At 67.8% G+C, this 26,130-nt stretch carries 25 protein-coding genes; 16 read left to right on the top strand and 9 right to left on the bottom strand.

Features of this window, described 5'->3' with window-relative positions:
- Window positions 1–878, top strand: an 878-nt coding sequence (gene obgE, locus A9X03_RS24260) for a GTPase ObgE (RefSeq protein WP_082974565.1), incomplete at its 5' end; no start/stop codon positions are given.
- 44 nt (window positions 879–922) lie between these two features.
- Window positions 923–2,026, top strand: a complete 1,104-nt coding sequence (gene proB / locus A9X03_RS24255) for a glutamate 5-kinase (RefSeq protein WP_067752550.1) — start codon at window positions 923–925, stop codon at window positions 2,024–2,026.
- 5 nt (window positions 2,027–2,031) lie between these two features.
- Here the strand turns inward: proB and A9X03_RS24250 are convergent, their stop codons facing one another.
- The 3 genes from A9X03_RS24250 to A9X03_RS24240 form a co-directional block, all read right to left on the bottom strand.
- Complete coding sequence (locus tag A9X03_RS24250) at window positions 2,032–2,451, bottom strand: DUF5313 domain-containing protein (RefSeq protein WP_067752474.1); 420 nt, start codon at window positions 2,449–2,451, stop codon at window positions 2,032–2,034.
- A 22-nt stretch (window positions 2,452–2,473) separates the two neighbouring features.
- Window positions 2,474–2,965 (bottom strand): MarR family winged helix-turn-helix transcriptional regulator, encoded by a 492-nt coding sequence (locus A9X03_RS24245; protein ID WP_067783124.1) that lies wholly within the window; start codon window positions 2,963–2,965, stop codon window positions 2,474–2,476.
- A 61-nt stretch (window positions 2,966–3,026) separates the two neighbouring features.
- Window positions 3,027–3,677 (bottom strand): TetR/AcrR family transcriptional regulator, encoded by a 651-nt coding sequence (locus A9X03_RS24240; protein WP_067783122.1) that lies wholly within the window; start codon window positions 3,675–3,677, stop codon window positions 3,027–3,029.
- 102 nt (window positions 3,678–3,779) lie between these two features.
- Between A9X03_RS24240 and A9X03_RS24235 the strand changes: the two genes are divergently transcribed.
- On the top strand, window positions 3,780–5,057 hold the full coding sequence (locus A9X03_RS24235; RefSeq protein WP_067783120.1) for a cytochrome P450: 1,278 nt from the start codon (window positions 3,780–3,782) through the stop codon (window positions 5,055–5,057).
- Here the strand turns inward: A9X03_RS24235 and A9X03_RS24230 are convergent.
- On the bottom strand, window positions 5,054–5,902 hold the full coding sequence (locus tag A9X03_RS24230; RefSeq protein ID WP_067752553.1) for an NAD-dependent deacetylase: 849 nt from the start codon (window positions 5,900–5,902) through the stop codon (window positions 5,054–5,056). The genes A9X03_RS24235 and A9X03_RS24230 overlap by 4 nt on opposite strands.
- Before the next feature lie 81 nt (window positions 5,903–5,983).
- On the opposite strand from A9X03_RS24230, the gene A9X03_RS24225 reads away from it, so the two are divergent.
- Window positions 5,984–6,853: a hypothetical protein gene (locus tag A9X03_RS24225; RefSeq protein WP_068019101.1), complete on the top strand. Its 870-nt coding sequence runs from the start codon at window positions 5,984–5,986 to the stop codon at window positions 6,851–6,853.
- Window positions 6,854–6,903: 50 nt separating this feature from the next.
- Here A9X03_RS24225 and A9X03_RS24220 read toward each other — a convergent pair whose 3' ends face one another.
- Window positions 6,904–7,443, bottom strand: a complete 540-nt coding sequence (locus tag A9X03_RS24220) for a cysteine hydrolase family protein (RefSeq protein ID WP_067752495.1) — start codon at window positions 7,441–7,443, stop codon at window positions 6,904–6,906.
- Between the two features lie 59 nt (window positions 7,444–7,502).
- Here A9X03_RS24220 and A9X03_RS24215 point away from each other — a divergent pair, with 59 nt between their 5' ends.
- A complete protein-coding gene (locus tag A9X03_RS24215) occupies window positions 7,503–9,545 on the top strand; it encodes an NAD(+) synthase (protein ID WP_067752497.1) in 2,043 nt (680 codons plus the stop codon).
- 50 nt (window positions 9,546–9,595) lie between these two features.
- Here A9X03_RS24215 and A9X03_RS24210 read toward each other — a convergent pair whose 3' ends face one another.
- The 3 genes from A9X03_RS24210 to A9X03_RS24200 all read right to left on the bottom strand — a co-directional run bounded on the left by A9X03_RS24210 (window position 9,596) and on the right by A9X03_RS24200 (window position 11,724).
- The gene (locus A9X03_RS24210; RefSeq protein ID WP_067752556.1) at window positions 9,596–10,003 is read right to left on the bottom strand and encodes a hypothetical protein; all 408 of its coding nucleotides are present in this window, start codon (window positions 10,001–10,003) and stop codon (window positions 9,596–9,598) included.
- 100 nt (window positions 10,004–10,103) lie between these two features.
- Window positions 10,104–10,982: a PfkB family carbohydrate kinase gene (locus A9X03_RS24205; protein ID WP_067752501.1), complete on the bottom strand. Its 879-nt coding sequence runs from the start codon at window positions 10,980–10,982 to the stop codon at window positions 10,104–10,106.
- Window positions 10,983–11,046: 64 nt separating this feature from the next.
- On the bottom strand, window positions 11,047–11,724 hold the full coding sequence (locus tag A9X03_RS24200) for a cation transporter (RefSeq protein ID WP_082950459.1): 678 nt from the start codon (window positions 11,722–11,724) through the stop codon (window positions 11,047–11,049).
- A gap of 149 nt (window positions 11,725–11,873) precedes the next feature.
- Here A9X03_RS24200 and A9X03_RS24195 point away from each other — a divergent pair, with 149 nt between their 5' ends.
- The 10 genes from A9X03_RS24195 to A9X03_RS24150 all read left to right on the top strand — a co-directional run bounded on the left by A9X03_RS24195 (window position 11,874) and on the right by A9X03_RS24150 (window position 22,746).
- Entirely contained in the window at window positions 11,874–14,114 is a 2,241-nt protein-coding gene (locus A9X03_RS24195) for an adenylate/guanylate cyclase domain-containing protein (RefSeq protein ID WP_067781975.1), read from the top strand.
- Window positions 14,111–15,556 carry a mechanosensitive ion channel domain-containing protein gene (locus A9X03_RS24190; protein ID WP_067752505.1) on the top strand — a complete coding sequence of 482 codons (1,446 nt, stop codon included), beginning with the start codon at window positions 14,111–14,113 and terminating at the stop codon, window positions 15,554–15,556. The genes A9X03_RS24195 and A9X03_RS24190 overlap by 4 nt, the downstream gene beginning before the upstream one ends.
- Window positions 15,557–15,661: 105 nt before the next feature.
- Window positions 15,662–16,921: a glutamate-5-semialdehyde dehydrogenase gene (locus tag A9X03_RS24185; protein ID WP_067781979.1), complete on the top strand. Its 1,260-nt coding sequence runs from the start codon at window positions 15,662–15,664 to the stop codon at window positions 16,919–16,921.
- Window positions 16,922–16,957: 36 nt separating this feature from the next.
- Window positions 16,958–17,833, top strand: a complete 876-nt coding sequence (locus A9X03_RS24180) for a MoxR family ATPase (RefSeq protein ID WP_067781981.1) — start codon at window positions 16,958–16,960, stop codon at window positions 17,831–17,833.
- Window positions 17,833–19,281 carry a VWA domain-containing protein gene (locus tag A9X03_RS24175; RefSeq protein WP_067781983.1) on the top strand — a complete coding sequence of 483 codons (1,449 nt, stop codon included), beginning with the start codon at window positions 17,833–17,835 and terminating at the stop codon, window positions 19,279–19,281. The genes A9X03_RS24180 and A9X03_RS24175 overlap by 1 nt, the downstream gene beginning before the upstream one ends.
- Before the next feature lie 194 nt (window positions 19,282–19,475).
- On the top strand, window positions 19,476–20,132 hold the full coding sequence (gene nadD, locus A9X03_RS24170; RefSeq protein WP_255369132.1) for a nicotinate-nucleotide adenylyltransferase: 657 nt from the start codon (window positions 19,476–19,478) through the stop codon (window positions 20,130–20,132).
- On the top strand, window positions 20,129–20,518 hold the full coding sequence (gene rsfS / locus A9X03_RS24165) for a ribosome silencing factor (protein ID WP_068019095.1): 390 nt from the start codon (window positions 20,129–20,131) through the stop codon (window positions 20,516–20,518). The genes nadD and rsfS overlap by 4 nt, the downstream gene beginning before the upstream one ends.
- Entirely contained in the window at window positions 20,515–21,189 is a 675-nt protein-coding gene (gene gpgP / locus A9X03_RS24160) for a glucosyl-3-phosphoglycerate phosphatase (protein ID WP_067888131.1), read from the top strand. The genes rsfS and gpgP overlap by 4 nt, the downstream gene beginning before the upstream one ends.
- On the top strand, window positions 21,179–21,916 hold the full coding sequence (octT, locus tag A9X03_RS24155) for a diglucosylglycerate octanoyltransferase (RefSeq protein ID WP_067752519.1): 738 nt from the start codon (window positions 21,179–21,181) through the stop codon (window positions 21,914–21,916). Before gpgP ends, octT begins: the two co-directional genes overlap by 11 nt.
- A 5-nt stretch (window positions 21,917–21,921) precedes the next feature.
- A complete protein-coding gene (locus A9X03_RS24150) occupies window positions 21,922–22,746 on the top strand; it encodes a DegV family protein (RefSeq protein WP_067752523.1) in 825 nt (274 codons plus the stop codon).
- On the opposite strand, the gene A9X03_RS24145 is transcribed toward A9X03_RS24150, so the two are convergent.
- A complete protein-coding gene (locus tag A9X03_RS24145) occupies window positions 22,743–25,649 on the bottom strand; it encodes an RND family transporter (RefSeq protein ID WP_067752526.1) in 2,907 nt (968 codons plus the stop codon). The two genes, A9X03_RS24150 and A9X03_RS24145, sit on opposite strands and share 4 nt — an antisense overlap.
- Here A9X03_RS24145 and A9X03_RS24140 point away from each other — a divergent pair.
- Window positions 25,648–26,061: an MmpS family transport accessory protein gene (locus A9X03_RS24140; protein WP_068263357.1), complete on the top strand. Its 414-nt coding sequence runs from the start codon at window positions 25,648–25,650 to the stop codon at window positions 26,059–26,061. The genes A9X03_RS24145 and A9X03_RS24140 overlap by 2 nt on opposite strands.
- Window positions 26,062–26,130: the final 69 nt, after the last annotated feature.

Raw genomic sequence — 26,130 nt, 5'->3', positions numbered from 1 at the left:
ACCCGTTCACCACGCTGGTGCCCAACCTCGGTGTGGTGTCGGCGGGCGAGCACACGTTCACCGTCGCCGATGTGCCGGGCCTGATTCCCGGCGCGTCGCAGGGCCGCGGCCTGGGCCTGGATTTCCTTCGGCACATCGAGCGCTGCGCCGTTCTGGTGCACGTCGTCGACTGCGCCACCGCGGAGCCCGGCCGCGACCCGATCTCCGACATCGACGCCCTGGAAGCCGAACTCGCCGCGTACAAGCCGACCCTGCAAGGGGATACGACGCTGGGTGACCTCGCCGAGCGGCCACGGGCGGTGGTGCTCAACAAGATCGACGTGCCCGAGGCGCGCGAGCTCGCCGAGTTCGTCCGCGATGAGATCGCCGAGCGCGGCTGGCCCGTCTTCCTGGTGTCGACGGTCTCCCGGGAAGGCCTGCAGCCGTTGATATTCGGGCTCTGGCGGATCATCTCGGAGTACAACGAGGCCCAGCCGGAGATCGTGCCGCGCCGGCCGGTCATCCGTCCGGTTCCGGTGGACGACAGCGGCTTCTCCGTCGAGCCGGACGGCGAGGGCGGCTTCGTGGTCACCGGTGCCCGGCCCCAGCGCTGGGTCCGGCAGACCAACTTCGACAACGACGAAGCCGTCGGCTATCTGGCCGACCGCCTGGCCCGGCTGGGTGTCGAGGAGGAACTGCTGCGGCTGGGCGCGCAACCCGGGTGCGCCGTGACCATCGGGGACATGACGTTCGACTGGGAGCCGCAAACGCCTGCGGGACAACACGTCGCGATGTCGGGGCGGGGCACCGATGTGCGGCTGGAACGCAGCGAGCGCACGGGCGCCTCGGAGCGCAAGGCGGCCCGGCGGCAGCGTCGCGAGCGCGGTGACGAGTCGTGACCGCCGGTGACGACGCAGAGCGAAGCGATGAGGCGGGGTGCACCGTGACAGCTCAGCGTGAGGCCATCCGGACCGCGCGCAGCCTGGTGGTCAAGGTCGGGACCAACGCGCTGACCACCGAGTCCGGCGTGTTCGACGCCGGCCGGCTGGCCGGGCTGGCCGACGCCATCGAGTCGCGCATGAAGGCGGGCACCGACGTCGTCATCGTCTCGTCGGGCGCCATCGCCGCCGGCATCGAACCGCTCGGATTGGCCCGCCGCCCCAAGGATTTGGCGACCAAACAGGCGGCGGCCAGCGTCGGGCAGGTTGCGCTGGTGAACGCGTGGAGCGCGGCGTTCGCGCGCTATGGCCGCACGGTGGGACAGGTGCTGCTGACCGCTCACGACATCTCGATGCGGGCCCAGCACACCAACGCCCAGCGCACCCTGGACCGGTTGCGCGCCCTGCACGCGGTGGCCATCGTCAACGAGAACGACACGGTGGCCACCAACGAGATCCGGTTCGGCGACAACGATCGGCTGTCGGCGCTGGTGGCCCACCTCGTCGGTGCCGAAGCCCTGGTGCTGCTCTCCGACATCGACGGCCTCTACGACTCCGATCCCCGAAAAATCAAGGGTGCCAGGTTCATCGGGGAAGTCTCCGGGGCGGCGGATTTGTCCGGTGTGGTCGCCGGCCCGGGCAGCGACCTCGGGACCGGAGGAATGGTGTCGAAGATGTCCTCGGCATTGCTGGCCGCCGACGCCGGGGTGCCGGTCCTGCTGGCCGCGGCGTCCGACGCCGCCTCCGCGCTCACCGACGCATCGGTCGGCACGGTCTTCGCCGCACGGCCGGCCCGGATGTCGGCTCGCCGGTTCTGGGTGCGGTATGCCGCCGAGGCGGCCGGCGCGCTGATCCTCGACGACGGCGCGGTGCGCGCGGTGGTGGACCAGCGTCGGTCGCTGTTGGCCGCCGGCATCACCGCCGTGTCGGGCCGGTTCTACGCCGGGGACGTCGTCGAATTGCGCGGCCCGGACACGGCCATGGTGGCCCGGGGTGTGGTGGCCTACGACGCCACCGAACTGGCGACCATGATCGGCCGGTCGACCTCAGAGCTGCCGGGCGAACTCCGCCGGCCCGCGGTGCACGCCGATGACCTCGTGGCCGTATAGGGCGGCTAGCTGAACGGGTTGCTGTTGTCCTGCCAGGCGGCCGATTCGGGCCGCGGCCCGAACCGGCGGGCGTAGTCCTCGTGCATCTTGGCCTGCTTCTTGTTCTTGATCACATCGACCAGGTTCGGGTCGAGCCCGTGCTGCGCCAGCCGGTGCCGGCGCCAAACCTTGTTCAGCGCAAGCGAGATCAGCAGGGCCCAGATGTAGAGCGGCGCCGTCATCTCAGAGTGCACATACAGCGACGCGGGCAGCAGCCAGAACGGTGCGAGAACGAACAGCGGCGGGATGGCCCACCGAATCATGTGCCTGCGCACGGCTCCCGGGCCGGCCAGGTCGTTGGCCACCCAGGTGCGCATCGAGCTGGGTAGGCATCGACCGTACGAGTAGGTGATGCGTTGCCAGACGTTCGGTTTGGTGTCGGTCATGGTGGCTCCTAGTGCGGACGGGTCAGGACTGTAATGCGCCCGCTGCCAGGGCGGCTGTGTTGATGCGGGTAAGCACTTCGTGCAGGTGCCGAAGTTCGGTGATGTCGACGCCCAGGCGCTCGACCACGGCGGGCGGGATCTTGAGCGCACGGCGACGCAAGGCGGCGCCGCTCTCGGTGAGCTTCACCTCGGTGGAGCGCTCGTCGACCGCGCTTCGGGTACGGGTGATCAGGCCGATCGCTTCCAGGCGCTTGAGCATCGGCGACAGGGTCGCGGAATCCATCTGCAATGTGGTCGCGATGTCCTTGACCGACAGCGGTTTCCGCCGTGCCCCTGCCGCCTTCTGGTGGTCCCAAAGGGTCAGCATCACCAGGTACTGGGGATGGGTCAGCCCCAACGGTTCCAATAGCGGCCGGTAGACCGCCAAAACGGCCCGGTTGGTCACGCTCAGCGCGAAACAGACCTGCTGTTCGAGGGAAAGCGGGTCGATCTCCGGTGCGGCCAGCGATGCCATAATTGCATGGTAGGCGAATAGTTAGGGTATTAACTATATCGCGTTCGTCACACCCCGCGCATCAGCGATCCGAGGTCGGCTTGAGATACAGCGCACCCCAGACGATTTCGGCCAGCGTGGCGGCCAGTTCGGTGTCGTAATCGGCCGGCGAGGTCGGCAGATTCTGTTGGCACGCCCGCTCGACCATCCAAGTCAGCGCGCTGGCGGTGGTGGCCGCGGGCAACTCGGCCCGGATCGAGCCATCGGCCTGGCCGTCTTCGATGACCCGCGTCATCCGCCCGGTGACGGCGGTCAACAGGTTGCGGTAGGTCGCCGCGACCAGCGGGTCGTAGCCGGCCATCTCGTTGAGGGCGACCAGTACCGGTTGGTGTCGCCGATAGCTGGCGATGATGCCGTCCATCGCGGCGCGGACGTCGCCGGGATCGTGCCGACCCGCCACGCTCCACCAGCGGTCGGCGCTGTCCGCGAGGTCGGCGAACACCTGGTTGGCCAGGCGGCGCAGCAGGTGGCCTTTGTCCTCGAAGTAGATGTAGAAGCTCGCGCGCGAGATACCGGCCGCACTCGACAGTCGGTCCACGCTGAGCTCGGTGAAGCTGGCGCCGTCGCGCATCAGTCGCTCGGTGGCGTCCAGCAACCGGCGCTCGATCTGTTCTCGCCGCTGCTGTCGCTCCTGCTCGCGGTTGGCCTGCGGCTTCCGGGTGACCGATGGCATTCCCCCAGCATAGAGCCATCTTGGACAACTTGACTAGACATGATGTCTAGGAATAGTGTCGCTGGAGTCTGTGACCGAGGTCATACGCAACGGAGGATCGCCATGACCGTGATGACCGGAACGTCGGGCAGCGAAAAGCCCGGCCGCCCCTACGACCCCATCGACCTGTCCTCCCGCGCGTTCTGGTCGACGACGGCGGCCGACCGCGAACGATCGTTCGCGGTGCTGCGGGCCGAGCGGCCGGTGAGCTGGCATCCGCCGGTCGAGGACGCGCTGATGCCCGATCCCGCGGATCCGGGCTACTGGGCGGTCACCCGGCGGGCCGACATCGCCACGGTCAGCCGCAACAACGAGGTGTTCCTTTCGGGCCAGGGCGTCATGTTCGAGAACATCCCGGTGGAACTCCTCGAAGCGTCGCAGTCGTTCCTCGCGATGGACCCGCCGCGGCACACGAAGCTGCGCAAGCTGGTCAGCGCCGCGTTCACCCCACGCCAGATCCGGCGCATCGAGGACTCGATCAGGGCGAACGCCAGGGCGATCGTCGAGGAGCTGCGCGCGGCCGGCAGCGGGGCGGACTTCGTCGAGCACTGCGCCAAGCAACTGCCGATCCGCACCTTGTCGGACATGGTGGGGATTCCGGAATCGGAGCGAGAGCGGGTGGCGCACGCCGCGGACGCGCTGGTGTCCTGGGCCGACCCGATCTACCTCGACGGTCGCCACCCCCTGGAGGTTCTGCTCGAAAATCAGGGGTACCTGCACCAGGTCGCCGGCGCGCTGGCGGCCGAGCGCCGCAATCATCCCGGCGACGATCTGTTCAGCGGCCTGGTGAACGCCGAAGTCGACGGCGACCGGCTGACCGACGCGGAGGTGGCGGCCTTCTTCGTGCTGCTTTCCGTGGCCGCCAACGACACCACCCGTCAGACCACCAGCCACGCGATGAAGGCGCTGACCGACTTCGGAGATCAAAGAGCCTGGTTGCTGGAGGATTTCGACAACCGGATAGGAACGGCCGTCGAGGAATTCGTCCGCTGGGCCAGTCCCGTGATGACCTTTCGGCGCACGGCGGCAACGGATTTCGAGCTGTGCGACCAGACGATCCGGGCGGGGGAGAAGGTGGTGATGTTCTATCCGTCCGGCAATTGGGACACCGAGGTGTTCGACCATCCGGAGCGATTGGATCTGAGCCGCAGTCCCAACCCGCACGTCGGGTTCGGCGGGGGCGGGCTGCACTTCTGCCTCGGTGCCCATGTGGCCCGGGCACAGCTGCGGGCCATCTTCGCGGAGCTGCTGCGCCAGCTGCCGGATATCCAGGCGGGCGATCCCGCCTACGTGGCGGGCAATTTCGTCCACGCCATCCGCAGCATGCGGTGCACGTTCTAAAGCATTGCGATCGGCGACAATTCGTCGACGAGCAACGTCAGCAGCTCGGAGCAGCCGCCGTCGACCTTGACGGTGGCCAGGTCGTCCCCGCGGGTAGGACCGCGGTTGACGATGGCGATCGGCGTGCCGAGCGCTGCCGCATGACGCACGAACCGGTAGCCCGAGAACACTGTTAGCGACGAGCCGGCGACCAGCAGCGCGTCGGCTTCTTCCACCAGTGAATAGGCTTGGTCGACAACCGCTTTGGCCACGCTCTCACCGAAGTAGACGATGTCCGGTTTGAGCATGCCGCCGCAGCTCGGGCAGTCGAGGTAGTGGAACGACGTGGTGTCGGCGACGACGGCGTCGGCGTCGGGGGCTACGGCCAGACCGCCGCCCGCTCCGGCGCGTTCGACGAATCCCGGGTTGAGCGATTCGAGCTGATCGGCCAGCGCGGCGCGGCTCATGGTGTAGCCGCAGCCCAGGCAGACCACCCGCGCGTAGGTGCCGTGCAGGTTGACGACGTTGGTGCTGCCGGCCTTGGTGTGCAGCAGGTCGACGTTCTGGGTGATCACCCCGGTCACCACCGAAGCGCGCTCGAGGGCGGCCAACGCCCGGTGCCCGGCGTTGGGCAGCGTGTCGTCCATGTGTCGCCAGCCGACGTGGTTGCGCGCCCAGTAACGCTGCCGGAACGCCGGATCCGAGGTGAACTGGCGGATCGTCATGGGATTGCTGGGCGGCGAATCGGGTCCGCGGTAGTCGGGGATGCCGGAGTCGGTGGACAGGCCGGCGCCGGTCAGCACCGCGATCCGGCGACCGGTCAGCAACGCGACCAGCTCCGGCGATTCGGCGCGGCGGGTGGTCACCTGTTCGAGGGTACGGGGCGTCGAGCTCCGGACGTCTGCCTTCACAAGCGGTCACCGGGCGCAATGTGGTTGATTGTTGCCATGGCCACAGCCGCCGAGCATGCCGCGGGACAGCTCGCTTCGGTGCGTGATGACCCGATGGCGCGGCTCGCGCTGCTGCGGACCCTCTACGAGACACCGGCCGGCTGGGACGAGCGGCGTCTGCCCTACCGGCGCGCGGCGCTCGCGTTCATGCGCTGGGAGTTGCGTCGCGGAGTGCTGAACCCCACTGACGCCGCGGCGCCGGGCAGTCCCTGGTGGCGTGCGATCAACGACCGGCTCTTGCGCGATACCGCCGAAGCGCGCGCCCACGTGCTCGGCCTGGGCGGCCCCACCACCTCGTCGAGCGTCGCCGACTCGGTGACGTTCATCCGCCGGCCGTCGGTGCGAACGTGGTACCGGGCCCACAACGCCATCATCGTCAGGGCCTACCTGGATAACCGTGAGTTGGCCGAGGGCGAGTCGCGCGTCGAACGCTTCTTCATCAACCTGGTGCTGGTGCGGGTCCTCTTCGCGCACGCGTTGGTGGCCGCGCCGCGGTTGGCGCTGGGCTGGCTGTCACCGCTCGCACCCTTGTTGGGCGACCCGCGCCTGGCAGTCACCGGCATCTTCTTGCAGCTGTCGAGGGTGCTGCCGGACCGTTACCCGCTGCGGGAGGACCTGGACTGGTACGTCGGCCGGGAAAACGGATTCGGTCGTGTTCTCGACCTCGGCGTCATCCGGCCACGACTTGACCAGCTGTACTCCTGGTCCGCGAGGGAATTGTCGATACCCGAGCTCGCGCCGCTGCTCCGCGACGGTGTGCCCGCCTACGCCTGGGACTGCAGCGACATGGGGCCTTGGGGCTCGTCTCCGGGGCTGACGACGCGCGCGACCCGCAGGGTGCTTCCGCCACCGAAATTCGTTGCCTGATCCCGCCGGGTGGCTCTCCCAGGGCGGGCCTTCGGGTCTGGCGCGCCTGACTAACCGAGGCAGTCGGCGGCCGTGGTGATCTCGGCCGACATGTTCTTCTCCATCATCTTGCACGCCGCCTCGGCCAGGTCGGTGTCGATGCCGGCCACGGCGTCCGTCGGGATGACGACGGGAAAGTGGCGCACGTAGGCGTCGAGTGCGGTGTAGAGGATGCACTGCTCGGTGACCTGCCCGGCGATGACCAGCCGCTTGGTCTCCAGCCGGTTCAACAGATACGCCAGCGCGGTCGCGTAGAAGGCGCTGTGCCGCACCTTGGTCATCACGCGGCAGTCTCCGGACGGCGCGATCGGCTTCACCAGATCGGGCCGGGCTCCGTCGAGCGCGGAGCTGACGATGTCGGAGAACTGAGCGGCGAAATCGCCGTAGTTGTCGTTGACGTAGATCAGGTCCACGTCGTCGGATTCCCGTGCGCGCCGGACCAAATCGGCCAGCGGGTCGATGATCTTGCCCACATTGGGTATCAATTCTTCAGCGTCGGGATGCTGATAGGTGTTCATCATGTCGACCACCACGACGGCAGTATCGCTCATGATGGAGGGGATACCCGGCGGCCGCGGGTTGACACCGGTCAGGCGACAATGGAAGGGCGATGGACTTTTACAACGCTTACAGCCAGGGCTTTGTCCGGGTTGCCGCGTGCACCCATCACACCACGATCGGCGATCCGGCGGCCAACGCCGAGTCGGTCCTGGGGCTGGCGCGCGAGTGCCACGACGACGGCGTCGCGGTGGCGGTGTTCCCCGAGCTGACGCTGTCCGGGTATTCGATCGAGGACATCGTGATGCAGGACCTCCTGCTCGACGACGTGACGGCCGCGATCGAGAGCCTCGTCGCGTCCTCGACCGATCTGCTGCCGATCCTCGTCGTCGGCGCCCCGCTGCGGTATCGCCATCGCATCTACAACACCGCGGTGGTGATTCACCGTGGCGCCGTGTTGGGGGTGGTGCCCAAGTCGTACCTGCCCACTTATCGGGAGTTCTACGAACGACGCCAGATCGCGCCGGGAGATGACGAGCGCGGCACCATCCGGATTTGCGACGCCGACGTCCCGTTCGGCCCCGACCTGCTGTTCGCCGCCTCCGACATCCCCGGCTTCGTCCTGCATGTCGAAATCTGTGAGGACATGTTCGTGCCGATCCCGCCCAGTGCGGAGGCGGCGTTGGCCGGCGCGACGGTGCTGGCGAACCTGTCCGGCAGTCCCATCACGATTGGCCGCGCCGAAGACCGCTGCCTGCTGGCCCGCTCGGCGTCGGCGCGCTGCCTGGCCGCCTACGTCTACGCCGCCGCGGGCGAGGGCGAGTCGACCACCGACCTGGCCTGGGACGGTCAGACCATGGTCTGGGAGAACGGCGAACTGCTGGCCTCGTCCGAGCGCTTCCCGAAAGGGGAGCGACGCAGCGTCGCGGATGTGGATCTCGACCTGCTGCGCTCAGAACGCCTGCGAATGGGGACGTTCGACGACAACCGGCGCCACCATCGCGGGGCGGCCGAGTCGTTCCGGCGCGTCGACTTCCGGCTGGAGCCGCCGGCCGGCGACCTCGGATTGCGCCGCGACGTGGAGCGTTTCCCGTTCGTCCCGGCCAATCGCGAACGCCTGGAACAGGATTGCTACGAGGCCTACAACATCCAGGTTTCGGGGCTCGAGCAGCGGCTGCGCGCGCTGAACTACCCGAAGATCGTGATCGGGATCTCCGGCGGCCTGGATTCGACGCACGCGCTGATCGTCGCCGCGCGCGCGATGGACCGGGAGGAACGGCCGCGCAGCGACATTCTCGCGTTCACGCTGCCCGGTTTCGCGACGGGCGACCGCACCAAACGCAACGCGATCGAGCTGTGCCGCGCGCTCGGTGTCACCTTCGCCGAGATCGACATCACCGAGACCGCGATGGTGATGTTCAAAGAGATGGACCACCCGTTCGGGCGTGGGGAAAAGGTCTACGACGTCACCTTCGAGAACGTGCAGGCGGGCCTGCGCACCGACTACCTGTTCCGGCTGGCCAACCAGCGCGGCGGAATCGTGCTCGGCACCGGCGACCTCTCCGAGATCGGGCTGGGCTGGTCGACCTACGGGGTGGGCGATCAGATGTCGCACTACAACGTCAACGGCGGTGTCCCGAAGACGCTGATCCAGCACCTGATCCGCTGGGTGATCTCGTCCGGCCAGTTCGAATCCGACGTCACCGACGTGCTGGAGTCGGTGCTTGACACCGAGATCTCCCCGGAGCTCGTCCCGAAGGGCGAAGAGGAAGAGCTGCAGAGCAGCGAGGACAAGGTGGGACCGTATGCGCTGCAGGACTTCTCACTGTTCCACGTGTTGCGTTACGGGTTCCGGCCGTCGAAGATCGCGTTCCTGGCCTGGCACGCGTGGAGCGACCCCGAGCGGGGCAACTGGCCGCCGGGATTCCCCGAGGACAAGCGACCGACCTACTCGCTGAAGGAGATTCGGCATTGGCTCGGGGTCTTCGTGCAGCGCTTCTATTCGTTCAGCCAATTCAAGCGTTCGGCGCTGCCCAACGGCCCGAAGGTGTCGCACGGCGGCGCGCTGTCGCCCCGCGGTGACTGGCGCGCCCCGTCGGACATGTCCGCGCGCATCTGGCTCGACGAGATCGACCGCCAGATTCCCGAGGAATAACGTGCTGCGGGCCCGCCCGGGATCGCCGGACGGGCCACGAACGGCCCGGCTCACGCCCTCGCGCGGCGCCAGCCCTGGTATTGCAGCTCCGCGAACACCAGCGTGTAGGCCCCGGCCGCCAGGTTCAACGCGACGCCGGCCGAGGTCAGCGGGAAGACGTCCGTGAGCACCAGCACCACGGCGGCCACGGTGTAGAGCAGGTTGCCGATGATGACGGCCATGCCGGCGCGGCGCACCGACGGCAGGTTGGCGAGCCCGAACACCAGCACGCCGTAGCCGAGCAAGAAGGCGCCCATCCCGTACTCGAACGCTTTCGTGGTACCCGAGAGCTCGGCGAGCCGGCCGGCCAGCGGGATGCCGGCCAGGCCGACCAGCCCGCTGATGGCGGCGTCGGCGCGCATGGCCAGGCGCAGCAGGCCGTCCCGGGTGCCCGTGCGATCAATCGTGGTAGCGGACATGATGTTCCTTTCTCGATGGCTGAAAACGATCGCCACCGACGTTGCCCGCGAACCACTGCCAGATCGACGCCGGACGCTGCCAACTGCTGCCAACCGCAGGTCAGGCCAGCGATTGCAGCGCCGCGTCGATCGCTTCGGCATCCGGTGCGCAGTCGCCGGCACCGGCTACCAGCGTCGCCAGCGCCCCCGCGGCGCAGGCGCGTCGCAGCGCGTGCAGCCGTCCGGCGGGCGAGCCCGGATGGGGTGGCCAGCTTCCCGCGAGCACACCGGCGAACACGTCCCCGGCGCCGGTGGTGTCCACCGCGGCCACCGCCGGAGCGGGCACCACAAAGTCGCCGTCGACACCTGCGTACCGCGCGCCGCGCGCCCCCAGGGTGGTGACCAGGTGATCGGGGCGCCACGGCCATTCGTCGGCCTCGGCCTCGTTGACGATGACCACGTCTGCCGCGGCGGCAAGGTCGGACAACGAGCCGGGGTCCTGCCCGGACGGTGAGGCGTTGACGATGACGACCGCGCCGGCCGAACGGGCCAGCTGTGCCGCGGTCGCCGCCGCCTGCGCGGGGATCTCCAACTGCGTCAACAAGACGTCGCAGCCGCTGATGGCGCCGCGCGCGGCGGCGCGGTCCAGCGTCAGCCGCGCGTTCGCCCCGGGCGCCACCACGATGGTGTTTTCGGCGTCGGCGTCGACAACCACGATCGCCGTGCCGCTCGGCCCGGGCGCTGCGGCGGTGCCGTCCAGAGCCACCCCGTTGTCCAGCAAGTGGGCGCGTAACCGCGCCGCGGCCGAGTCGTCGCCGACCGCTCCGACGAATTGCACCTGCGCACCCGCACGCGCCGCCGCCACCGCCTGATTGCCCCCCTTGCCGCCCGGCGCGGAGGTCAGCGACGACGCCAGCACCGTCTCGCCGGGGCGGGGGAGGGTGTCGACGCGCAGCGACAGGTCCATGTTCACGCTGCCGACCACGCAGACTCGCGCCATTACGCCGACGTCAGTCGATTGCAACCGCCAAACAGTCTGCGGCGCCGCGATTTTGGCTCTTGCATCAGCATTCGCAGTCCTCGCCGTGCCACGCCTCAAATCCCTCGCGGACCGCAACACCGGCGATGACCAGGCCGACCGCCGGGTCCAGCCACCAGCCGCCCGGCCACACGGCGATGACGGCCAGCGTCAGCAGCACCGCCGCGGACTGCGCGGCGCACAAATAGTTTTGGGTGCCCTCCCCGGCGGTGGCCCGCGAGTTCAGGTGCCCGGCGAGCCGCCGCTTGGCCCATCCCAGCAGCGGCATCATGACCAGCGCCACCGCGGTCAAGGCGATCCCGATCACCGTCGTCCCGGGGCGGGCCCCGGTGAGCAGATTCCGGACCGATTCGAGAGCGATGTAGGGCGCGATGAGCCAGAACGACACGGCCACCCCGCGCTGGGCATGGCGCTCCGAGGTCTCCGACAGCGTGCGGTCACCCGTGAACCGCCACACGACGATCACGCTCGCCAAGCCCTCGACGGCACTGCCGAGCGCCCAGCCGATCAGCGAGATGGACCCGACGGCGAACCCCTGCCACAGCCCGAGCGCGCCCTCCGCGCACATCCAGCACAGGCTCGCCCACGCGAGCCATCGCGCCCGGCGCGCGGCGCGTGTCCAAGCGGCGTCGGGCTCGGCGCCCCGGACGGTCGCCACGTCGCTGGGGCCGCAGCCGCAACCGTCCGCGCAGGCGTCGCTCATAGCGCCAAGGATAGGTGCACTCAGTCGGGTTGTTGAAGGCCCGAGCGTTCTTCGCCTTGAACGCTTTGCCGCAATCGCCCATATCTCGAGGCGCGCGCGCTAGTGTGCTGCGTGAGCGATGCTGCCTGTCCGAGGAAGGGCGAAGTCGAGTGACATCGAGCGAGCTACGAGACGCTGAGCCGGCTTCCCAGAACGCACCTGCGCCCGCCCCGGCACCCGACCCGGCCGAAACGGTTGTGGCGCAATCGGGCGAGGCCCGTAGAGGCCGTAAGTTCCGCCGTCGTCGGCTTTTCCGGATCGGCCTGCAATCCAAGCTCCTGCTGACGCTGCTGTTGTGCAGCATCCTGTCGATCGGGGTGATCGCCTTCATCGGGGCGTCGTCGGGCCGCAACGCGTTGCGCCAGGTCGAATCCGAGCGACTCACCGAACTGCGCGAGTCCCAGGCGCGGCAGGTGCAGTCACTGTTCAAAGAGGTCACGAATTCGCTGATCGTGTACAGCGGCGGCTTCAGCATCGTCGAGGCGACCACGGCGTTCACCGATGGCTTCGCGCAGTTGTCCAACGCGACGATCACCCCGGCCCAACAGCAGGCCCTCGTCAACTACTACGACAACAACATGATCAAGCCGATCAAGCGCATCACCGGTGAGGAGCTCGATCGCAACGCGATCTTCCCGAGTTCCAACGCACAGAAGTACCTTCAGGCCAACTACACCGCGCAGTACCCATCGATCGCCGAGGCGAGGAAGGTCGAGGACGCGGGGGACGGCAGCGCCTGGTCGGCGGCCAGCGGCCGCTACGGCTTCTACATGCGCGACATCGTCACCCGTTTCGAGTACCCGGATGCGCTGCTGCTGGACATGCAGGGCAACGTCGTGTACTCGGTGAACAAGGGCCCCGATCTGGGCACCAACATCCTCACCGGCCCGTACCGCGAGTCCAATCTGCGGGACGCATACCAAAAGGCCCTGCGCTCCAACGATCTCGACTTCGTCTGGATCACCGACTTCCAGCCGTACCAGCCGCAACTCGACGCCCCGACGGCGTGGGTGGTGTCGCCGGTGGGAATGAACGGAAAATTCAACGGCGTGATGGCGCTGCCGCTGCCGATCTCGAAGATCAACAAGATCATGACGGCCGACAAACATTGGGAGGCCGCCGGGATGGGCCCGGCCACCGAGACCTACCTCGCCGGTCCGGATAACCTGATGCGTTCCGACTCAAGGCTTTTCCTCGAGGATCCCGCCGAGTACAAACGCGAGGCCGTGGCGTCCGGCACCCCGCCCGACGTCGTCGAGCAAGCGATCCGCCTCGGTGGCACGACGCTGGTGCAGCCGGTGCCCACCGCGGGCCTTCGCGCCGCCCAGCGCGGACAAACCGGAGTCCTCAGCGCCACCGACTATCTGGGCAACAGGGAACTGGAGGCCTACGCCCCGCTGACGGTGCCGAACTCCGATCTGCACTGGTCGATCCTGGCAACGCGCGACAACTCCGACGCGTTCGCACGCCTCGGCCGGTTCAGCAGAACGCTCGTGCTGGCCGTGTCGATCATGATCTTCGCCATCTGCGTGGCGTCGATGGTGCTGGCCCAGCTGATGTTGCGCCCGATCCGTCGGCTGCAGGCCGGCACGCAGAAGATCACCTCGGGCGACTACGAGGTCAACATCCCGGTGAAGACGCGCGACGAAATCGGCGAGCTGACTGCGGCTTTCAATGAGATGAGCCGCAACCTGGCGATCAAGGAGGAGTTGCTCAACGAACAGCGCAGGGAGAACGACCGCCTGTTGCTGGCGCTGATGCCCGAGTCCGTCGTGCAGCGATATCGCGAGGGACAGGAGACCATCGCGCAGGAACACCAGGACGTGGCCGTCATCTTCGCCGAAATCGTCGGGCTCGACGAGGTCTCCGTCGGCATATCCGGCGACGAGCTGGTGGGGATCGTCGACGAACTCTTCCGGCAATTCGACTCGGCCGCCGAATCTCTCGGCGTCGAGCGAATCCGCACCTTCCACAATGGCTACCTCGCCAGCTGCGGCGTGGTCACGCCGCGGCTGGACAGCATTCACCGGAGCGTCGACTTCGCGCTCGAAATGCGCCACATCATCGAGCGGTTCAACAACCAGACGGGTCACGAGTTGCGCCTTCGAGTGGGCATCAGCACCGGCAACGTCATCAGCGGACTGGTCGGCCGCTCGGGGCTCGTGTATGACATGTGGGGCGCCGCGGTGAGCCTGGCCTACCAAATGCAGAGCGGCTCAAACCAATCGGGCATCTACGTCACATCGCAGGTGTACGAGGCGATGCGTGACGTGCGCCAGTTCGCGCCCGCGGGAACCATCTCGGTCGGCGGAACGGACCAGGCGATCTACCGGTTGTCGGAGCGATCATGAACCTGTTCGAATCGTCGTGGTTCTACTGGGCGATCGGGGTCGCGCTGGGATTCCCGGTCTGTTTGATCCTGCTCACCGAATTGCACCGCGCGCTGGTCCGCCGGAGAAGCCACCTGGCCAGGCAGGTCAGCCTGCTGCGCAACTATCTGCTGCCGCTGGGCGCACTGCTGCTGTTGGTCGTCAAGGCGTCGCAGATCCCGGCCGGGGATGGCTCGGTGCGGATCCTCACCACGATCTTCGGCCTGTTGGTGTTGGTGCTGGTGCTGTCGGCCCTGAACGCCACCGTGTTCGAGGGCGCGCCCGACGAAAGCTGGCGCAAGCGGTTGCCCGCCATCTTCATCGACGTCGCCCGCTTCGGAGTGATCGGCGTCGGGCTCGCGGTGATGCTCTCCTACATCTGGGGCGTCCGGATCGGCGGCCTGTTCACGGCGCTGGGCATCACCTCGGTGGTCATCGGGTTGATGCTGCAGAACTCCGTGGGCCAGGTCGTGTCCGGCTTGTTCATGCTCTTCGAGCAGCCGTTCCGGATCAACGACTGGCTGGACACCGGTACCACGCGGGGGCGCGTCGTCGAAGTGAACTGGCGGTCCGTCCACATCGACACCGGCAGCGGCATCCGCATCATGCCCAACTCGATGCTGGCCAGCACCTCGTTCACGAACCTGAGTCGCCCGTCGCGGGCATACGACTGTGCGATCACCACGAAGTTCGCGGCCGGCGATGCCCCGGACAAGGTGTGCGCGATGTTGACGCGGGTCGCCGGTGCGCTGCCGGCCCGCAGACCGGAGGTGTTGCCGACCACCGTCGCGCTGGGCGGCGCCCAGTACCGCACCACCATCAGGCTGACGTCGCCCGCCGACGCGGAAGCCACCGAAGCCACCTTCCTGCGCTGGGTCTGGTACGCCGCGCGGCGGTCGCGCCTGCGGCTGGACGGCGCCGACGACAACTACTCCACCAAGCAGCGCGTGGAGAAAGCGCTGCGCACGGTGGTCGCCCCGGCGTTGCGGCTGAGTCACACCGATCAGCAATCGCTGGTGCCGTACGCCAAGCTCGTCCGCTACGGTGCCGACGAAATCATCGAGTCCGCCGGTCAGGTGTCCTCGGGCATGACCTTCCTGGTCGCCGGGCGGGTCCGGCTGACGGCGACGACCGAGGACGGGTCGGTGGTGCCTGCCAGCATCCTCGACGAGGGATCGTTCCTCGGCCTGACGGCGCTGACCCGTCAACCCAACCTGGCCGGCGCCTACGCGCTGGACGAGGTGACGGCGCTGCAGATCGAGCGTGAGCACCTCGAGCACCTCGTGATGCGTAAACCGTTGCTGCTTCAAGACTTAGGGCGACTGATCGATGAGCGGCAGGCCAAGGTGCGAGAGGCGGGCCGCCGCGACCGGGCCGGCCATGCCGGTGTCGAGCGACAGCAGCCGGCCAAACCGCGGCGCTGACTCGCCGACGCTTGAAATCTCGGTCCCGGCGCGTTACGTGCGGAGCGGATGGCGTAATACCCGGGCCGCCGCGCTGGGCCGGTCAAGGCCCGATACCCTGGTTCAATGAGTCTGCAAGCACCATCGCTTCCTGACTTGCGTCGCGAGGTCCACAATGCCGCCCGGCGCGCCCGGGTCGCCTCTCGCGTCCTGGCGTTGTTGCCGACGGTGGCCAAGGACCAGGCGCTGCGCTCCGCGGCCGACGCGATAGCGGCTCACACCGATCTGATTCTCTCCGCCAACGCCGACGACCTCAGCGCTGCCGAAGCCGCGGGCACACCGACCGCGATGCTCGACCGGCTGGCGCTGGACTCCAAACGCGTCGAGGGGATCGCCGCCGGTCTGCGCCAGGTCGCCGGGCTGCCCGACCCGGTCGGCGAGGTGCTGCGCGGGTACACCCTGCCGAACGGTTTGCACCTGCGGCAGCAGCGCGTGCCGCTCGGCGTCGTCGGCATGATCTACGAGGGCCGGCCCAACGTCACCGTCGACGCCTCCGGCCTGGCGCTCAAGTCGGGCAATGCGGTGCTGTTGCGCGGGAGTTCGTCGGCGGCGCGGTCGAATCAGGCGCTGGTGCAGGTGCTGCGCGCCTCGCTGGTCAGTGAGGACCTGCCCGCCGATGCGGTGCAACTTCTTTCGGCCGCCGATCGCGCCACGGTGACGCACCTGATCCAGGCCCGCGGCCTGGTGGACGTGGTGATTCCGCGCGGCGGAGCGAGCCTGATCGACGCGGTGGTTCGCGACGCGCAGGTGCCCACCATCGAGACCGGTGTCGGCAACTGCCACGTGTACGTGCACGAAGGAGCCGACCTGGACCTCGCGGAACGAATCCTGCTGAACTCCAAGACCCGCCGCCCCAGCGTCTGTAATGCCGCCGAGACGCTATTGGTCGACGCCACGATCGCCAAGAAGGCGCTGCCCCGGTTGGTGTCGGCCCTCGAGAACGCGGGCGTGACCGTGCACGGCGGGGTTTCGGCGGACGCCGCCGAGGACGACCTGCGCCGCGAGTACCTGTCGATGGACATCGCCGTCGCCGTGGTGGACGGCATCGACGCCGCGATCGCTCACATCAACGAGTACGGGACGGGGCACACCGAGGCGATCGTGACCAGCAATATGGCTGCCGCGCAACGGTTTAGCGACGGGGTCGATGCGGCGGCGGTGATGGTCAACGCGTCGACGGCGTTCACCGACGGGGAGCAGTTCGGCTTCGGCGCCGAAATCGGGATCTCCACCCAGAAATTGCATGCGCGCGGCCCGATGGGGCTGCCGGAGTTGACCTCGACCAAGTGGATCGCCTGGGGTGACGGGCAAGTCCGGCCCGCCTGACACCGCGACGAGAAGTGCTTTAGGAGAACCGAGATAGTGAGCGTGCCAGCCCGGCCCAAGCCGTTGTTCGCCGACATCGACGACGTTTCGCGACGGTTGGCCGAGACCGGTTACCTGCCCGACACCGCCACCGCCACCGCCGTGTTCCTGGCCGACCGGCTCGGCAAGCCGTTGCTGGTGGAGGGTCCGGCCGGTGTCGGCAAGACCGAGCTGGCTCGCGCCGTCGCCCAGGCGACCGACTCGGGACTGGTCCGCCTGCAGTGCTACGAGGGGGTGGACGAGGCGCGCGCCCTGTACGAGTGGAACCACGCCAAGCAGATACTCCGTATTCAGGCCGGCTCCGGGGACTGGGATCAGACCAAGGACGACGTGTTCAGCGAGGAGTTCCTGCTGCAGCGGCCGCTGCTGACCGCCATCCGGCGCACCGAGCCCACGGTGCTGCTGATCGACGAAACCGACAAGGCCGACATCGAAATCGAGGGCCTGCTGCTCGAGGTGCTGTCCGACTTCGCGGTGACGGTCCCCGAGCTGGGCACGATCACCGCGGAGCGGACGCCGTTCGTCGTGCTGACCTCCAACGCAACCCGGGAGCTGTCCGAGGCCCTCAAGCGCCGCTGCCTGTTCTTGCACATCGACTTTCCCAGTCCCGAGCTGGAGCGCCGCATCCTGTTGTCGCGGGTGCCCGAGCTGCCCCAGCACCTCGCCGATGAGCTGGTGCGCATCATCGGCGTGCTGCGCGGCATGCAACTCAAGAAGGTGCCGTCCATCGCCGAGACCATCGACTGGGGTCGCACCCTGTTGGCGCTGGGCCTGGACACCATCGACGACGCCGTCGTTGCCGCCACCTTGGGCGTCGTCCTCAAGCATCAGTCCGATCAGCAGCGCGCAAGCGGCGAGCTCCGGCTGAACTGATGGCCGCCCGCCGCATCCGACCCACCCGGCCGCTCGCCCCGCACGGGCTGCCGGGCCACCTGGTGGGCTTCGTCGAAGCGCTTCGCGGAGTTGGTATTTCGGTGGGGCCGTCCGAGACGGTGGACGCCGGCCGCGTGATGGCCACCCTGGGCTTGAGCGACCGTGAGGTGCTGCGCGAGGGCATCGCCTGCGCCGTGCTGCGCCAACCCGATCACCGTGACACCTACGACGCCATGTTCGACCTGTGGTTCCCCGGGGCGCTGGGCGCACGCGCGGTGGTCACCGACGAAGGAGCCGACGGGTCACAAGGCGACGACTCGTTGCCGCCGGACGACGTCGAGGCGATGCGCCAGATGCTGCTGGACCTGCTCAACGAGAACCCCGACCTCGCCGACATGGACGAGCGGCTCGTCGCGATGATCGCGCGCATCGTGGAGGCCTACGGGAAGTACAGCTCCAGCCGGGGCCCGTCCTTCTCGTCGTACCAGGCGCTCAAAGCCATGGCGCTGGACGAGCTGGAGGGCAAGCTGCTGGCGGGGCTGCTCGCCCCGTATGGTGACGAGCCCGCGCCCACGCAGGAGCAGATCGCCAAAGCCATGGCCGCGCAGCGGATTTCGCAATTGCGCAAGCTGGTCGACGCCGAGACCAAGCGGCGCACCGCCGAGCAACTCGGCCGCGATCACGTCCAGATGTACGGCATCCCACAGCTTTCGGAGAATGTCGAGTTCCTGCGGGCCTCGGGTGAACAGCTGCGCCAGATGCAACGGGTGGTGGCGCCGCTGGCGCGCACACTGGCCACCCGGCTCGCGGCCCGGCGGCGACGGTCCCGCGCGGGTGTGATCGATCTGCGCAAGACGCTGCGCAAGTCGATGTCCACCGGCGGCGTGCCGATCGATGTGGTGTTGGCCAAGCCCCGCCCGGCGCGGCCGGAACTGGTGGTGCTGTGTGACGTGTCCGGCTCGGTCGCCGGGTTCAGCCACTTCACCCTGCTGCTGGTACACGCTCTGCGCCAACAGTTTTCGCGAGTTCGGGTCTTCGCCTTCATCGACACCACCGACGAGGTGACGCACATGTTCGGGCCGGAAGCCGATCTGGCCGTGGCGATCCAACGGATCACCCGGGAGGCCGGCGTGTTCAGCCGCGACGGGCATTCCGACTACGGCAACGCGTTCGCGTCGTTCGCGCAGGCGTTCCCCAACGTGCTGTCGCCGCGCAGCTCGCTGCTGGTGCTCGGCGACGGCCGCACCAACTACCGCAATCCGGAGACCGAGCTGCTCTCCCACATGGTGACCGCCAGCCGGCACGCGCACTGGCTGAATCCCGAACCCAAGCACCTGTGGGGCAGCGGCGACTCGGCGGTGCCGCGCTATCAAGAGGTCATCACGATGCACGAATGCCGGTCGGCCAAGCAGTTGGCCGCGGTGATCGACCAGCTGCTGCCGGTGTAGGGCCGGCTCGTCGCGGCGCACGGGGCACCGGGGCACGGCCCGCGAGCGTCACGCCAGCGTGATCGCGAGCGCCGTGTGTCACGCCAGCGTGGCGCCCGCAGGCGGGAGCCTCTCGCGTGGACCTGCTGTGGCCGGTGTGACGAAATCGGGCGACGGCGTCGCCTCAAGTAAGCTGGCAAATCGTGCAAAAGGAGCTGCGCAGGCTGGGTGTGATGGGTGGGACGTTCGATCCCATCCATTACGGGCACCTGGTTGCCGCCAGCGAGGTCGCCGACCTGTTCGACCTCGACGAAGTGGTCTTCGTGCCCAGCGGCCAGCCCTGGCAAAAGGATCGGCACGTTTCCGCGGCGGAGGACCGGTATCTGATGACGGTGATCGCCACCGCGTCCAACCCGCGCTTCTCGGTCAGCCGGGTCGACATCGACCGCGCAGGCCCCACCTACACCAAGGACACCCTGCGGGATCTGCACGCCCTCAACCCGGATTCGCAGCTGTACTTCATCACTGGCGCGGACGCGCTCGCCTCAATCCTGTCGTGGCAGGGCTGGCAGGAGATGTTCGACTTGGCGCGGTTCGTCGGCGTCAGCCGGCCGGGATACGAGCTGCGGCGCGAACACATCACCGGCGTGCTGGGCGAGCTGGCCGAGGATGTGCTCACCCTCGTCGAGATTCCGGCGCTGGCCATCTCGTCGACCGATTGCCGGCTGCGCGCCGAACAACGCCGGCCCCTCTGGTACCTGATGCCCGACGGCGTCGTGCAATACGTCTCCAAGCGCCGGCTGTATCGCGCCGGCGACCAATCGAAGGACTCCGTGAGCCGATCAACGCTGCCCGCCGGGAACAACACATGAGCGCCACGCAGGAGGCCATCGACATGGCGACCGTGGCCGCAGGTGCGGCCGCATCGAAGCTGGCCGACGACGTCATCGTGATCGACGTGTCGGGCCAGCTGGTCATCACGGACTGCTTCGTGATCGCCTCGGCGTCCAACGAGCGGCAGGTCAACGCCATCGTCGACGAGGTCGAGGAGAAGATGCGCAGGGCCGGCTACAAGCCGGCGCGCCGGGAGGGCACCCGGGAAGGGCGCTGGACGCTGCTGGACTACCGCGACATCGTCGTGCACATCCAGCACCAGGACGACCGCGACTTCTACGCCCTGGACCGGTTGTGGGGCGACTGCCCGGTGGTGCCCGTGGATCTAACCGAAGAACCCGACGACTCGGTGGGCGCGCCATGACGATTCGTCGGCTGATCATGTTGCGGCACGGGCAAACCGAGTTCAATGCCGGCAGCAGGATGCAGGGGCAACTGGATTCCCAACTCAGCGAGCTCGGTCGCGCCCAAGCGGTCGCCGCCGCCGAGGTCCTGGGCAAGCTGCAGCCGTTGCTGATCGTGTCGTCGGACCTGCATCGTGCCTACGACACGGCGATCAGGCTGGGGGAGCGGACCGGCCTGCCGATCCGGGTGGACAAACGGTTGCGGGAAACCCATCTCGGCGACTGGCAGGGGTTGACGCACACCGAGGTGGACGCGCAGGCTCCGGGCGCGCGGCTGGCCTGGCGCGAGGACGCCACCTGGGCGCCGCACGGCGGCGAGAGCCGCGTCGATGTGGCCGCCCGCAGCGTGCCACTCGTCTCCGAACTGGTGTCCGGCGAACCGGACTGGGGTGATCCACAGCAAGCCGAGCGGCCGGTGGTGCTGGTGGCCCACGGCGGCCTGATCGCCGCGCTGTCGGCCGCCCTGCTGAAACTCCCGGTCGCCAACTGGCCGGTATTGGGCGGCATGGGAAACGCCAGCTGGGTTCAGCTGTCCGGTCACTCCGACGAGCAGGGCGCGGGTTTCGACGCCATCCGGTGGCGCCTCGACGTGTGGAACGCTTCGGCGCAGGTGTCCAACGATGTCCTCTGAGGCGCGTCCGACTCTGCTGATCTTCGCCGACTCACTGGCGTACTACGGGCCCACCGGTGGCCTGCCCGCGGACGACCCCCGGATCTGGCCGAACATCGTTGCCAAACAACTGGATTGGGACGTCGAGCTCATCGGCCGCATCGGCTGGACCTGTCGCGATATCTGGTGGGCGGCCACCCAGGACCCGCGCGCGTGGGCGGCGCTGCCCAGGGCGGGGGCCGTCATCTTCGCCACCGGCGGCATGGATTCGCTGCCGTCGGTGCTGCCGACCGCGCTGCGGGAACTGATCCGCTACGTGCGTCCGCCTCGCTTGCGGCGCTGGGTTCGCGACGGTTACGGCTGGCTGCAGCCCCGGCTGTCACCGGTGGCCCGGTCGGCGCTGCCCCCACATCTCAGCGTTGAATACCTCGAACAGACCCGCGGCGCAATCGATTTCAATCGCCCGGGGATCCCGATCGTGGCGGCATTGCCCTCGGTGCACATCGCCGACACCTACGCCCACGCCCACCATGGCCGGCCGGGAACGGCGGCGGCGATCACCGAGTGGGCGCAGACCCACGATGTGCCGCTGGTCGACCTGAAAGCCGCCGTCGCCGAACAGATCATGTCCGGCCGGGGCAATCCCGACGGCATCCACTGGAACTTCGAAGCGCACCAAGCGGTTGCCGAGCTGATGCTCAAGGCGCTGGCCGAGGCTGGCGTGCCGACCGACAAGCCGCGCGGGTAATCCCCGTGACTGTCGTTGTGGTAACCGACGCGTCGGCGCGCTTGCCCGCCGAGCTGCTGGACGAATGGGCGATACGCGTCGTCCCGTTGCACATTCTGCTCGACGGCGTCGATCTGCGTGACGGTGTCGACGAGATCCCCGAAGACGTCTACCAGCGCCACGCGACCACCGCAGCGGCCACACCCGCCGAACTGGCCGACGCGTATCAGCAAGCGTTGGGCGACAGCGGCGGAGACGGCGTGGTGGCGGTGCACATCTCGTCCGCGTTGTCGGGGACCTGCGGTGCCGCGCAACGGACGGCCGCCGACCTGGACCCGCACGTGCGGGTCGTCGACTCGAAGTCGACCGCGATGGGCACCGGCTTCGTCGCGTTGGCGGCCGCGCGGGTCGCGGCCGCGGGCGGTGACCTCGACGCCGTCACCGAGGCGGCGAATGCGGCCGCACGGCGGACCCATGCGTTCATGGTGGTGCATCGACTGGACAACCTGCGGCGCAGCGGGCGGATCGGCGGGGCGAAGGCGTGGCTGGGCACCGCGCTGGCGCTCAAGCCGCTGCTGCGCATCGACGACGGGAAACTCGTTCTGGCGCAACGGGTACGCACCGTCACCCACGCGACGGAGGCGATGATCGACCGGGTTTGCGAGGTCGTCGGCGACGGTTCCGCCGCCCTGGCGGTGCATCACGTCGCCAACCCGGACGGCGCCAAGGACGTGGCGGCGACGCTGGCGCGGCGGCTGCCGGCCTGTGAGCCGGCGATCATCACCCCGTTGGGGCCGGTGCTCGCGCTGCACGTCGGCGCCGGAGCCGTCGCGGTTGTCGTGCAGCCCTAAACGGCGGCGGGCACCGGTCGCCGGGCGTTGTCACCCCGCGGATGCACCACCTGCGGCCACCAGAACCAACGGCCCAGCAGCGTCGCAATCGACGGCATCAGCAGCGTGCGCACGACGAGCGTGTCGAGCAACAGACCGATGCACACCGTCGAACCGAACTGCCCCAGCACCCGCAAGTCGCTGCCCAACATGGCCGCCATGGTGAACGCAAACACCAGACCGGCCGCGGTCACCACCCCGCCGGTACCCGCCATCGACCGGATGATTCCCGTCTTGAGGCCGGCATGGATCTCCTCTTTGAACCGGGAGACCAGCAACAGGTTGTAGTCGGATCCGACGGCCAGCAGGATGATCACGGACAGCGCCATCACGATCCAGTGGATCCTGATGCCGAACAGGTCCTGCCAAATCAGCACGGACAGGCCGAACGACGCCGCGATCGAGCTGGCCGCGGTGCCGACGATCACCAACGCCGCAACCACGCTCCGCGTGAGCAGCAGCATGATCATGAAGATCAGCGTCAGGGCGGACACCACGGCGATCATCAGGTCGTACTTCTCGCCGTCGGCCATGTCCTTGAACGTTGCGGCGGTCCCGCCCAGATAGACCCGGGCGTCGGACAGCGACGATTGCTTGAGACCCTCCTGCGCGGCGGTGCGTTCGGCGTCGACTTGCGCGATGCCCTCCGGCGACATCGGATCGCCCTGATGCGTGATGAAGAACCGCGCCGATTTACCGTCCGGCGACAAGAACATTCGAAGGCCGGTCTGGAAGTCCGGGTTGTCGAACGCCTCGGGCGGCAGGTAGAAGAAGTCGTCGTTCTTCGACGCGTCGAAGCTTTGGCCCATCACGATCGCGGTGTTGCTCATCGCCTCCATCTGGTCGATCATCGCCTTGAACGTCTGATACAGGGTGAGCGTGATGCCCCTGGTGGTTTTCAGCGTGGTGATCAGCGTGGGAAACAGCGCGGTCAGGTCGCGTGAGGCTTTGGCGGTGTGCTCGATGTCGGTGGTCAGGTAGTGGAACTGCTCGGCGAGCTGGTCGAACCCGTCGAACGTGTCGAACAGGGACCGCAGCCCGATGCACACGGGAATGTCGTAGCAGTGCCGCTCCCAGTAGAAGACGCTGCGTATCGGCCGGAAGGTGTCGTCGAAATCCGCGATGTGGTCGCGCAGGGTGTCGGTGATCTGCGACGTCACCGCGGTGGTCTTGGCGCTGTCGTCGGCGGCGTTGGCCAGGTCCAGCGACACCTCGTATTGGCGTTGCGTGGTCTCGATTTGGGTCTGCAGGTCGTCGGCCATCCGGAGGATGTCGGCGATGCGTTCCTTGAGGAAGCTCATGTTCTGCATCGTCGTCTGACTCTGGACGCTGTTCTGAAACGGTATCGAGCTGTGCTGGATCGGAATGCCCAGCGGCCGGGTGATGTCCTGGACCATGGCAATGCCCAGCGTGCGCATCTCGTTCTTGGCCACCCTGTCCAGCACCAGCATGTCGGCCGGGTTTCGCATGTCATGATCGGACTCGACCATCAGCAGGTCGGGATTCATCCGTGCCTCGGAGAAGTGCCGGTTCGCGGCCTCCTGTCCCTGATTGGACGGGGCCGACAGGGGCAGGTAATGGCGGTCGTTGTAGCTCGTGTGGAAGCTGGGCAGGGCGATCATGCCGACCAGCACAACCGCGGCGCTCACGGCCAAAACCGGTGCGGGCCAACGCACTACGGCGGTGCCCACCCGGCGCCACAGCCGGCCACGCTTGGCCTGCCTCTCGAACAAGTGGAAGCGGCTGCCGACGAAGACCACCGCGGGCCCCAGCGTGACGCCCGCCAGCACCACCACGATCATGCCAATCGCCACCGGCGCCCCCATGGTGTTGAACCACGGCAGCCGCGAAAAACTGAGGCAATACGTGGCACCCGCAATCGTCAGGCCCGAACCCAAGACGACCGGCGCGACGCCCTTGAATGTGGTGTAGTACGCGGTTTCTCGGTCCTCGCCCGCGGCCAACGCCTCCTGGTAGCGGCCGATCAGGAAGATGCCGTAGTCCGTCCCCGCGGCGATCGCCAGCATGGTGAGGATGTTGGCGGCGAAGGTGGTGAGCCCGAATGCGTTGTGGTACGCGAGAACCGCGACGACCCCCCGCGAACACGCCAGCGCGACAAAAGTCATGAACAGCTGCACCAGCGTAGTGACGATGGACCGGTAGACCAGCAGCAACATGATCGCGATGGCGCCCAGGGTGAACAGCGTGATCTTGGCCAGGCTGGCGTTACCGATGATGTGCATATCGTCGGACAAGGCGGCCGGGCCCGTGACGTAGGCCTTCACGCCCGGTGGCGCCTTGTTCTCCTCGATCACCTTGCGGACGGAGTCCACGGACTCGTTGGCCAGCGTCGTGCCCTGGTTACCGGCGAGGTTCACCTGCACATAGGCGCTCTTGGCGTCGGCACTCTGCGCACCCGCGGCCGTCAGTCGGTCGCCCCAGAAGTCCTGAATGTGCTGAATGTGCTTGGGATCCTGGCGGAGTTGCCGAATCAGCTTGTCGTAGTACTGGTGCGCGTCGGGGCCCAGCGGTTGCTGGCCCTCCAACACGATCATCACCGTGCTGTTGGAGTCGAATTCGTGGAAATTGTGGCCCAGGCGCATCATCGCCTTCATCGACGGCGCGTCCAGCGGGGTCATCGGCGCCGAGTGCGCCTCACCAACTTTTTCCAGTGTCGGGACGATGACATTCACCAGGACCGTCACGAACAGCCAGACCAAAATGATCGGCACCGCGAAGATGCGGATCGCATGCGGCAGGTACGGGCGGTGCCCCCGCTCGGCCTTGGACAGGCCCCTGGTGCTGATCGGGCCGGTGTCGGCCGCGCTCAGGTCACGCTGGGTCTCGTTGCTCGTGTTGCTCATGCGGGCGTGGATACCACTGTTGTTGGTGGTCGTGCTGGCCGTTTCGGCGTTGATCGTGTCACGGCTCCACAGGATCTTCGGCTCTCAAGACCTCAACGCGAACGCCGGCAAGGGGATCGAAATCGTGCAGTTCAATCCGAAGGTCGTCGTCTACGACATCACCGGCCCGCCCGGGGCCACCGCCAACATCAACTACTGGGACGAGAACGCCAACACCCACCAGGTGAACGCGGCACCGCTGCCGTGGTCGACCACCATCTCGACGACCTTGCCATCGGTCAGCGCCAACATCATGGCGCAGAGCGACAGCGGTGAGATCAGCTGCAAGATCACCGTGGACGGCGTCGTGCGCGAACAGCGGAGTTCCGACGGCCACAACGCGCAGACCTTCTGCCTGGTGAAGTCCGCATGAGCAACACGAGCAACGAGACCCAGCGTGACCTGAGCGCGGCCGACACCGGCCCGATCAGCACCAGGGGCC

The sequence above is a fragment of the Mycobacterium sp. E1715 genome (assembly GCF_001667625.1).
Classification (GTDB): Bacteria; Actinomycetota; Actinomycetes; order Mycobacteriales; family Mycobacteriaceae; genus Mycobacterium.
This window is presented reverse-complemented; position numbering and strand designations above follow the sequence as displayed.